The following is a 2,563-nucleotide window of genomic DNA, read 5'->3' on the forward strand; positions in this document are numbered from 1 at the left end:
CCCGACACGCTCGGGCAACGCGGACAGCGATTTCGCCACGGTTGGCGATGAGCACCTTGCGCACGACGACTGCTCCTCAACTTGCGGGTGCTGAAGCGGAAAGATCGAGAACGAAACGCCCAGTGGGTTGTACAGCTCCACCCTCGAAGCATCCTGGAGGGACCGTATCCGGCGTTACTCCGCAGTTGTCCACCGTCCGGAAGTCAAACGGGTGGCGTCGGACGCCGGACGGACCCACACAAGCCCCTTGACCTGCAAGGGAGTCGGATGGGAGCCGCAGGTGGGGCTTGCCCTCGCGGGTCGGCGGGGTGCAGTGAATTGCCGTAAATCACTTCGGGTTTGACTTCGCTCCCCGGCGTTGACCGGTTCACCAGTCGGACGTAATGCATTCCTGACCGAGATAACCGGAATCCCCGAATTCCCCGCTCTCCGTCTTCCCCGGCTCGCGGGATCACCAGGCCATCCGCACCCCCCGGACAGCTCACCACGGCGGTGCGGAGGGGCCGGCTCCGGTGGCCGGCGCCGGCTCGGGGCGGGCTCGGGCGAACCGGAGGCTGCTCCGCCGGTTCCCCTCGCCCGACGCATACGCTAAAACCGACCTGTCGTACGGTTCTGTACGCCTCCCCTGGGCGGGCTGAGGTGTGAACCCCGCAAACTGGCCGGAGTTTTGGGGGATTTCGCCCGCGTTTAACAGCTTTGACAAACCGGGATCCCGGTTTGTAATCTCTTCAACAAGTCAATGCGGCACGACTGTGCACACAGGACTGGGGGAGTTATGCGGTTTCGGATGTTGGGCCCGCTGGAAGTGGCGTCCGGCGGCCGGCAGGTTCCGCTGGGAGGAACCAAGCAGCGGGCGACGCTGGGCTATCTGCTGCTCCAGGCCAACCAGGTCGTCCCGACGAGCCGGCTGCTGTCCGCGCTCTGGCCGGCGGACCACACGCCCGTCACGGCGCGCAAGATCCTCCAGAACGCGGTGTGGGGGCTGCGCGGGCTCCTCGCCGAGTCCGGGCCCGAGGGGCCGGACGGGGAGGCGGCCGAGCTCGTCACCCGGGCGCCCGGCTATCTGATCCGCACCGACCCCGACCAGATCGACCTGAACGTCTTCCGGCGCCGGGTCGGCGAGGGCCGGGCCGAACTCGCGGGCGGGCGGCCCGAGGCGGCCGTCGCCTCCCTCGGCGCGGCGCTCGCCCTGTGGCGCGGCCCGGCCCTCGCCGACCTCGCCGAGACCGGCATCATGTGGCCCGAGCTCACCGCCGTACAGAACACCCGGCTCGACGTCCTGGAGGACTACTTCGAGGCGAAGCTGGCGTGCGGGCAGCACTACGCGGTCCTCGCCGAGCTGGAAGCCGCCGTGGAGGCGGAGCCGCTGCGCGAGCGCAGCTCGGGTCAGCTGATGCTGGCCCTGTACCGCTGCGGGCGGCAGGCCCACGCGCTCGCCGTCTACAACCGGCTGCGGGCCACCCTGGTGGAGGACCTCGGCCTGGAGCCCGGCCACGAGCTGCGCCGCCTCCAGCGCGCCATCCTCGCCCACGACCCGTCCCTGAGCCTCGCGCCCGCGCGCCCGGCCGGCTCCGCCGTGCCGCCGGCGCTCGCGGCCGTCCCCGCCGCCGACCAGCCGTGCGAACGCGCCGACCGCCGCCGTACGCTGACCGCCGTCTCCGGCCACCGCAGGCACGGCCACGCGCCGGAGCGTACGGGGCGTGCGGCGAGCGCGCCCCAACGGGCCGTCGTACGGCCGGATGTGGTGCGGCGCCAGGAACTGAGCGTGCTCCTCGTACAGACCAGGGTCGAGCCCGGGGCCGCCGTCGCGCGCCTCGCGGGCGGGGGCCCGGCCCCCGGTGCCGTCGACCTGGACCTCGGCCTCGACTTCCGTCTCGGTCTCGACGAGGCCGTCGACCTGGACGAGACGCTGGAGCGGGTGAGTGCCGCCACGCGCGCGCGGATCGAGCACTTCGGCGGCCGTGTCGTCGGCTCCGTCGGCCCGGTCACGCTCGGGCTGTTCCGGGACGAGGACGAGGACGGTGGCGGCGTTGGCGGCGTTCCCGAGGCCGGCGGTGCCGCACTGCGTGCGCTGCGGGCGGCCGCCGCCGTTCGCGACGCGGTCGCGCCGCCCGGTCGGCCCGCGTCCCGCCGCTCGACCGCCGACCGGGGGCTGACTCTGCACGCGGCGGTGGCGACCGGCCGGGCGCTGGTCCGCTTCGCCCCCGGCGACCCCGGCTCGCCGCAGTCCGTCAACGGGGCGCTCGTGGACCTCTGCCAGCGGCTGCTGGCCCAGGCCGCGCCCGGCGAGATCCTCGTCTGCGACGACTCCCGCCCGGCCGCCGGTCCCGAGGTCTCCTACGCCCCCGCCGAGGGCTTCCCGGGCCGCTGGCGGGTGCGTGAGGTGTACGCACGGCCTGGCTCGGCCCGTACCCGCCCCCAGGGCCGCTCCCAGGGTCTCGACGAGCAGCCGGGCCCGGCGGCCGGGGCCTACTCCGCGCCCTTCCTGCGGCCGGCCCGGCGGATCGGGGCCTGACCGCGCACGGCCGTGGACGCGCTCGGGCGCCGAGGTGAGTCCGTGTCC

Annotated in this window: 2 protein-coding genes; one reads left to right on the forward strand and one right to left on the reverse strand. The window is 73.6% G+C overall.

What is annotated here, in order from left to right; all coding sequences use genetic code 11:
- A partial coding sequence (locus ABD236_RS35115; protein ID WP_344069737.1) for a biotin carboxylase N-terminal domain-containing protein occupies positions 1–64 on the reverse strand: 64 nt, incomplete at its 3' end.
- 723 nt (positions 65–787) lie between these two features.
- Here ABD236_RS35115 and ABD236_RS30570 point away from each other — a divergent pair.
- Positions 788–2,515, forward strand: coding sequence for an AfsR/SARP family transcriptional regulator (locus ABD236_RS30570; protein WP_344079303.1), 1,728 nt, complete (start codon positions 788–790; stop codon positions 2,513–2,515).
- The last annotated feature ends 48 nt before the right edge of the window (positions 2,516–2,563 follow it).

This window comes from Streptomyces crystallinus (genome assembly GCF_039521265.1).
Taxonomy (GTDB): Bacteria; Actinomycetota; Actinomycetes; order Streptomycetales; family Streptomycetaceae; genus Streptomyces; species Streptomyces crystallinus.

Excerpts from the sequence above, each read along its gene's own strand:
- ABD236_RS30570 (WP_344079303.1), top strand. The coding sequence starts at position 788 with ATGTTGGGCCCGCTGGAAGTGGCGTCCGGCGGCCGGCAGGTTCCGCTG.